The organism is Mycobacterium sp. 1423905.2 (genome assembly GCF_001673155.1).
Lineage (GTDB): Bacteria > Actinomycetota > Actinomycetes > Mycobacteriales > Mycobacteriaceae > Mycobacterium.
Genome location: NZ_LZLE01000040.1, coordinates 1 through 7161, shown reverse-complemented (window position 1 = coordinate 7161; position 7161 = coordinate 1). Strand labels below are relative to the sequence as shown.

Sequence of the window (7161 nt, the reverse complement as noted above, 5' to 3'; positions counted from 1 at the left end):
ACGCGGCAATGGCGTACTGGCAACAGTTGCGCACCGACGAGGGCGCCGTTTTCGACACCGAGGTGTATCTGGACGCCGCCTCGTTGAGCCCCTTCGTGACGTGGGGCACCAATCCCGGCCAGGGGGTGCCGTTGAACGACGCGGTGCCCGACCCGGAACTGATGACCGACGATGCCGCGCGGCAGGCGGCCGAGAAAGCGTTGGCGTACATGGACCTTCGACCCGGCCTGGCGATGCGCGAAATCGCTGTCGACGCGGTGTTCGTCGGCTCCTGCACCAACGGCCGCATCGAGGACCTTCGGGTGGTCGCCGACGTGTTGCGGGACCGCAAGGTCGCGCCGGGGGTACGGATGCTGGTGGTGCCCGGCTCGATGCGGGTGCGCGCGCAGGCCGAAGCCGAAGGACTGGGCGAGATTTTCACCGCGGCCGGTGCCGAATGGCGGCAGGCGGGATGTTCTATGTGCCTTGGCATGAACCCCGATCAGCTGGCCCCGGGGGAGCGGTGCGCGGCGACGTCGAACCGCAACTTCGAAGGACGGCAGGGCAAGGGCGGTCGTACGCACCTGGTGTCCCCGGCGGTCGCCGCCGCCACCGCCGTGCGCGGCACCCTGTCCGCCCCGTCCGATTTGAATTGACCTGAGCGAAATTAGGGGAAGAGATGGAAGCCTTTCACACCCACACCGGTATCGGCGTGCCGTTGCGGCGGTCCAATGTCGACACCGATCAGATCATTCCCGCCGTCTTTCTGAAGCGTGTTACCCGAACCGGTTTCGAGGACGGCCTGTTTGCGAGTTGGCGCTCGGACCCGTCATTCGTGCTCAATCTCAGCCCGTTTGACCGGGGTACGGTCTTGGTCGCCGGACCCGATTTCGGCACCGGATCATCTCGTGAGCACGCGGTCTGGGCGCTGATGGACTACGGATTCCGAGTGGTTATCTCCTCCCGGTTCGGTGACATTTTCCGCGGCAACGCCGGGAAGGCGGGCCTGGTGGCCGCCGAAGTCGACCAAGACGGCGTGGAACTTCTTTGGAAGCTGATCGAGCAGAGCCCGGGGCTGGAAATTACTGTCAATCTTCAAGATCGAAAAATCACCGCCGGAACAGCGGTGCTGCCGTTCAGGATTGACGATCACACCGCATGGCGACTGCTCGAAGGTCTCGACGATATAGCCCTTACGCTGCGGAAACTCGATGAAATCGAGGCTTTCGAGGCGGCTTACCCGGACTGGAAGCCGCGCACTTTGCCCGCCTCCTAACCGGTACGAAGAAGGCGATTTTTCGCCTCCTTTGAGCCCAATCCGTGGCCCCGAATGGGGCTGCGCCACCGACCAAGGGCGGCAACCGGATTGCGAAAAGTCGCAGTCGGTCGGCCGTGAAATTGCGCGTGGCTCTTGGAAATTTGCTGGGTGAGGGTTTACCGTGTCCACTAGTCGGTTCCAAAAACGAGAACCCACTAGCTTCGGAGGGTTTGGATGAACAAAGCAGAGCTCATTGACGTACTCACACAGAAATTGGGCTCGGACCGTCGGCAGGCGACCGCCGCTGTCGAGAATGTCGTCGACACGATCGTGCGTGCGGTGCACAAGGGTGACAGCGTCACCATCACCGGATTCGGCGTCTTCGAGCAGCGCCGCCGCGCGGCTCGGGTGGCACGCAATCCGCGTACCGGCGAGACGGTGAAGGTGAAGCCGACCTCGGTCCCGGCATTCCGTCCTGGAGCCCAATTCAAAGCGGTTGTGTCTGGTGCGCAGCGTCTCCCGTCCGAAGGTCCCGCTGTGAAGCGCGGTTCCACCGGCGGCGCGGCAGCCAAGAAGACTGCCAAGAAGTCGCCCGCCAAGAAGACGGCCAGCAAGTCCACCTCTTCAGCGGCTAAGAAGACGGCGAGCAAGGCACCGGCCAAGAAGGCAGCGACCAAGGCGCCCGCCAAGAAGGCGGCGACCAAGGCCCCGGCCAAGAAGGCGGCCACCAAGGCTCCGGCCAAGAAGACCGCGACCAAAGCATCGAAGACCACGACGAAGGCTCCGGCCCGCAAGGCAGCGACCAAGTCGCCGGCCAAGAAGAGCACCTCGTCGGCGGCCAAGAAGACCGCGAGCAAGGCTCCGGCCAAGAAGGCCACGAGCACCCGGCGCGGCCGCAAGTAGCACCTAACCGCGAATACCCTTCGGCTGGCAGCAATGCCGCCCGGAGGGTATTCGCGCGTCTAGGCCTTGACGTTGGCGGCCAGGGCGCCGCCGATGTGATCGGCGGCCAGCAGCTTGCCGTCCCGCAGTGACAGCACCCAGGTGCTGCCTTTGTGGTTGCGCGCCTTGTCGGGCCGCACCCCGTCGCGCTGACACCACCATTCGATCAAGTCCGGGATCACCTTGCCCTGCGAGCAGATCACCGGCGTGCCCGGCGCCGCCGCGATCTCCAGTACCCGATGCCGGCCGCGTTTCGGGCTTTTGGCGTAGGCCTCTTCGCTCAGGCTGGGCTCGTCGGTGATGGCGACGCCTAATTCTGCGGCGAGCGGTTCGACCGTCTGGTAGCAACGCACTCGGTCGGCCGAATGGACGTCGCTGGCGCCGAAAGCCAGTAATTGGCCAACCAGCGCCTCGGCCTGAGCCCGTCCCTTTTTGTCCAACGGTCGCTTGGCGTCGTCGCCTTTGAAGCGCGACTTGTCACCGGCGGTGCCGTGTCGCACGATCAGGACGGTTTTGGTGTCGGGCGGATATTTCGTGAACCGGCGCAGAACCTTTCGGTCCTGACCGTAGTCGAGTTTCTTCATGGCCTCGGCAATTGGCAACCAGATCAGTTCGTCGACCTCGTTGCCGCTGGCGAACGTTCCGCCGTTGCTGCGCGCGGCCCAGTAGTGCACCTTCTTGGTGCCCTGATCGACCGGATAGGTCACGGTGGCAAGCCGTCGACCCAAATGAGCGCGCTGGCCGGTCTCTTCGAGCACCTCGCGCACGGCCGCAACGGGTGCGGTCTCACCGGGGTCCACCTTTCCTTTTGGCAGCGACCAGTCGTCGTAGCGGGGGCGGTGAATCACCGCCACCTGGATCGACTTGGCCGATTCGGAAGCTCCGGGTCGCCACAACACCGCGCCGGCGGCATAGACGGTCCGGCTCCCAGAGCGCCGGCGCGCCGACGAGTTCTGGTCTGACACCTCAACTCCTGCAGGTCAATTGGGCCCGGGCCGCTGGAGGGGAGTGCAGTGGCCTGGGATTACTTTGAGCGCGGAACGCGGTCAGGGACTGCGGTGCCGCTCCATCAGCGACACCTGGTGATCGCAGACGCTTTCCCCGTCCTGCGGCGACGCGTTCCACTGACCGTCGGACCCGAGTTCCCAACACCGGGTGGACGGATCCAGCGCGGACTCGAACAGGTCCTCCAATTGGGCGGTGAGCCGCGGGTCCTTGACTTGGACCAGGACCTCCACGCGCCGGTCCAAATTGCGGTGCATCATGTCGGCGCTGCCGATCCAGAACTCGTCGATCGCGCGGAAATGGATGATCCGCGAATGTTCCAAGAAGCGTCCCAGAATCGAACGCACCGAGATGTTTTCGGAGAGATCGGGCGCTCCGGGCCGCAGCGCACAAATCCCGCGCACCACCACCTCGACGCGGACGCCGGCCTGTGATGCGCGATAAAGCGCATCGATGACCTGCTCGTCGACCAGGGCGTTCATCTTCAGCCGGATGCGGCCCTCGCCGGTCTCCTTGTGCGCTTCCACCTCCCGCTCGACGCGCTCGATGATGCCGCGGCGGATTCCGTGCGGCGCCACCAAAAGGTTGCGGTAGGACAACTTTCGGGAGTAGCCGGTCAGCGTGTTGAACAGGTCGGTGAGGTCCGCGCCGATGTCGGGATCGGCGGTCAGCAGACCGAGGTCCTCATACAGTCGGGCGGTCTTGCTGTTGTAGTTGCCCGTTCCCACATGGCAGTACCGCCGAATGATCGATCCCTCCCGGCGCACCACCAAGCAGGTCTTGCAGTGAGTCTTGAGCCCGACGATCCCGTACGCCACGTGCACGCCCACCTTTTCCAATGCGCGGGCCCACTGAATGTTGGCGTGCTCGTCAAACCGAGCCTTGATCTCGACCAGAGCGACCACTTGCTTGCCGGCTTCGGCGGCATCGATCAGCGCCCGGACGATCGGTGAGTCACCAGAGGTGCGGTACAACGTCTGCTTGATCGCCAGCACATTCGGGTCAGCGGCGGCCTGCTCGATGAATCGCTGCACGCTGGTGGAGAAGGAGTCATAGGGGTGGTGCACCAGCACGTCGCCCTCGCGCAGGGTGGCAAAAATACTTCTGGGGGTTTCCCTTTCGGCGAAGGCGGGATGCGTCGCCGGGACGAAAGTGCGGTCCTTCAAATCAGGCCGGTCCACACCGTAGATCTGCCACAACGAGGCCAGGTCCAACAGCCCCGGCACTTCGATGACGTCACCCGGGTGCACATCGAGTTCGCGCAGCAGCAATTCCAGCATGCTCTCGGTCATGTCGTCGGCGACTTCCAGCCGTACCGGTGAGCCGAATCGGCGGCGCGCCAGTTCCCGCTCGAGGGCCTGCAGCAAGTCCTCATCGCGGTCCTCTTCGACCTCGAAGTCCGCGTTGCGGGTGATCCGGAACGCGTGGTGCTCGACCACTTCCATGCCTGGGAACAACACCGGAAGGAACGCCGCGATCAGCTCTTCGAGCGGCAGGAACCGGTGCACCCGCTGGACTTCACCGTCGACCTCCTGCTGCGCGCCAAGTTCGACGAAGCGATCGACGTTGTCGGGCACCTTGACTCGGGCGAAGTGCTGTCCGCCATCTTCGGGTTGGCGGACGGTCACCGCGAGGTTGAGGCTCAAGCCGCTGACGAACGGGAACGGGTGCGCGGGGTCCACCGCCAGCGGGGTGAGCACCGGGAAGACCTGCTCGTTGAAATAGGTCGACAGTTCGTCGCGCTCAGCGTCATCGAGGTCGGCCCAGGTGACCACGTAGATGCCTTCTTCGGCCAGCGCCGGGCGCACCGAATCCAGAAAGACCCGCGCGTGCCGGCTGGCGATTTGCTGCGTCTGCTCACCGATGCGGCGCAGTTGTTCGCGTGGGGTCAATCCGTCGGCGGAGCGAACCGACAGGCCCATCTGGTCGCGGCGCTTGAGCCCGGCGACGCGCACCATGTAGAACTCGTCGAGATTCGAGGCGAAGATCGCCAGGAACTTGGCCCGCTCCAACAAGGGCAGTGAATTGTCGTCGGCCAAGGCGAGCACCCGGGCGTTGAAGTCCAGCCAGCTCAGTTCGCGGTTGAGGTAACGTTCCTCTGGCAATTGGTCGGTGATCGCGGCCGGGGTCGCCGCCGGTGGCGCCGCGAGTGAGTCGCTGGGAGCCCACGAATTATCGTCGGTGCGAGCCTCTGCCTCTGGGCTGGCTTCGATATCGGTCACCTTGCGATCATTGCTCATCACCCTGCGCTGCTGCCAGCAGTACCGTCGACAAGTCCCGCCATCCACCGCCCGTTGGTGAGCCATTCACCCGCCGGAAAACTTTGCGGCGTCGCTCAGCGATGCGCGATAGCGCGTGCGGTTGCCGGCCCCACGCCCAGGCGGCGTGCCACCGCGAGGTCGGCCGGTGTGTCCACATCGCAACGCAACCCCGGCCACGCGCCGGTGAGCTCAATAGCGCCCGAACGGCGGTGCCGCGCTGCCGAATCCGGGCCGAACTGCGGGTCGAGCGAGGCGCCGAAGGCGCACAACGCGGCAGTTCCGGTGCCCAGTCGGTCGGCGACGAAGCTGCGTTGGTGCTGACGCGCCGCGGCGATCGCCTGGGCCAGTTCCTGTGTCTGTAACGCTGGTAAATCGCCTTGCAGTACAACGAGATTGGCCACGGTGGCGGCGGACGCTCGTTCGGCCGCGGCAATCGCGCTGTTCAATGGATCGGCATCGTCGTGCGGTGTCGGGTCGGTCAGCACCAGGGCGCCCAGGTCGGCCGCGGCGGCCGCGGCCGCCGCGTCGGGCGTGATCACCGTAATGGTGTGCACGGCTTCCACCCGGCTGGCCGCGGTCATGGTGTCGACGAGCATGGCCAGCACGACCTGCTCCCGGGTCTGCGCGGAGAAGACCGGAGCCAGCCTGGTCTTGGCGGCGGCCAACCGCTTGACGGCGATGATCAAGCCGACGTCACCCGTACTGTCGGCCCGTATGCCGCTCATGGGCACATCCTGCCAGCGAGCTCGAGCATCGCGTGACGGCGGCCGGTCGCTGTTCTAGGGTGTAGCGGCTGCGGATGGCGGTTAAACGAAATGGGGTGGTGATGGCTGGCACGGGAACCGTCACGGTGATGGGCGCCGGGGCATGGGGCACGGTGCTGGCCAAGGTGCTCGCCGACGCCGGCGGGGAGGTCACCCTGTGGGCGCGCCGTGCCGAGGTGGCCGAGCAGATCAACGCCACCCGGTTCAACCCCGACTACCTGCCGGGCACGCAGCTCCCGCCGGGCGTCCGCGCCACCGCGGATCCGCAGGAAGCGCTGAGCGGCGCCTCCACCGTGCTGCTGGGCGTGCCGGCCCAGACGATGCGGGCCAATCTCGAGCAGTGGACCGGATTGCTGTCCGAGGGCGCGACCCTGGTCAGCCTCGCCAAGGGCATCGAGCTGGGCACCTTAATGCGGATGAGCCAAGTGATCGTGTCCGTGACCGGGGTGGACCCGTCGCAGGTGGCGGTGATCTCGGGTCCCAACCTGGCCAGCGAGATCGCGCAGGGGCAACCCGCCGCCACCGTCATCGCCTGCAGCGATTCCGGTCGCGCCGTGACCCTCCAACGCTTCTTCAACAGCGGCTACTTCCGCCCGTACACCAACGCCGACGTGGTGGGCACCGAGATCGGCGGCGCCTGCAAGAACGTGATCGCGCTGGCTTGCGGGATGGCCGCCGGAGTGGGATTGGGCGAAAACACCGCCGCGGCCATCATCACCCGCGGGCTGGCCGAGATCATGCGGCTGGGGCTGGCGCTCGGCGCCAAGGGCGCGACCCTGGCCGGCCTGGCGGGGGTCGGAGACCTGGTGGCCACCTGCACCTCGCGGCATTCCCGCAACCGGTCGCTGGGCGAACGACTGGGCCGCGGCGAGTCCATCGAGTCGGCGTTGCACGGCCGGGACGGCCACGTCGTCGAGGGCGTCACGTCCTGCGAATCGATCCTGGCGCTGGC

The 7161-nt window shown here is 65.9% G+C and carries 7 protein-coding genes; 4 read left to right on the top strand and 3 right to left on the bottom strand.

The features are described from left to right. From A9W95_RS02650 to A9W95_RS02640, 3 genes are all read left to right on the top strand, one after another. On the top strand, window positions 1–635 hold a 635-nt coding region (locus tag A9W95_RS02650), incomplete at its 5' end, for an aconitase family protein (protein ID WP_253851539.1). A gap of 23 nt (window positions 636–658) precedes the next feature. Next, window positions 659–1255: a 3-isopropylmalate dehydratase small subunit gene (gene leuD / locus A9W95_RS02645; RefSeq protein ID WP_067409091.1), complete on the top strand. Its 597-nt coding sequence runs from the start codon at window positions 659–661 to the stop codon at window positions 1253–1255. A 216-nt stretch (window positions 1256–1471) separates the two neighbouring features. Then, window positions 1472–2140 carry an HU family DNA-binding protein gene (locus A9W95_RS02640; RefSeq protein ID WP_067409090.1) on the top strand — a complete coding sequence of 223 codons (669 nt, stop codon included), beginning with the start codon at window positions 1472–1474 and terminating at the stop codon, window positions 2138–2140. Window positions 2141–2199: 59 nt separating this feature from the next. Here the strand turns inward: A9W95_RS02640 and A9W95_RS02635 are convergent, their stop codons facing one another. The 3 genes from A9W95_RS02635 to cofC all read right to left on the bottom strand — a co-directional run bounded on the left by A9W95_RS02635 (window position 2200) and on the right by cofC (window position 6170). After that, window positions 2200–3144: an NUDIX hydrolase gene (locus A9W95_RS02635; protein WP_067409089.1), complete on the bottom strand. Its 945-nt coding sequence runs from the start codon at window positions 3142–3144 to the stop codon at window positions 2200–2202. Between the two features lie 81 nt (window positions 3145–3225). Continuing rightward, on the bottom strand, window positions 3226–5427 hold the full coding sequence (locus A9W95_RS02630; protein WP_067409088.1) for an RNA degradosome polyphosphate kinase: 2202 nt from the start codon (window positions 5425–5427) through the stop codon (window positions 3226–3228). Between the two features lie 92 nt (window positions 5428–5519). Beyond that, on the bottom strand, window positions 5520–6170 hold the full coding sequence (gene cofC, locus A9W95_RS02625; RefSeq protein ID WP_067409087.1) for a 2-phospho-L-lactate guanylyltransferase: 651 nt from the start codon (window positions 6168–6170) through the stop codon (window positions 5520–5522). Between the two features lie 101 nt (window positions 6171–6271). Here cofC and A9W95_RS02620 point away from each other — a divergent pair. Next, window positions 6272–7161: NAD(P)H-dependent glycerol-3-phosphate dehydrogenase (locus tag A9W95_RS02620; RefSeq protein ID WP_067409092.1), on the top strand; the 890-nt coding region annotated here is incomplete at its 3' end.

Bases quoted from the DNA above. Each gene is read 5' to 3' on its own strand.
- leuD (WP_067409091.1), top strand. From the start codon at position 659: ATGGAAGCCTTTCACACCCACACCGGTATCGGCGTGCCGTTGCGGCGG.
- A9W95_RS02640 (WP_067409090.1), top strand. From the start codon at position 1,472: ATGAACAAAGCAGAGCTCATTGACGTACTCACACAGAAATTGGGCTCG.
- cofC (WP_067409087.1), bottom strand. From the start codon at position 6,170: ATGAGCGGCATACGGGCCGACAGTACGGGTGACGTCGGCTTGATCATC.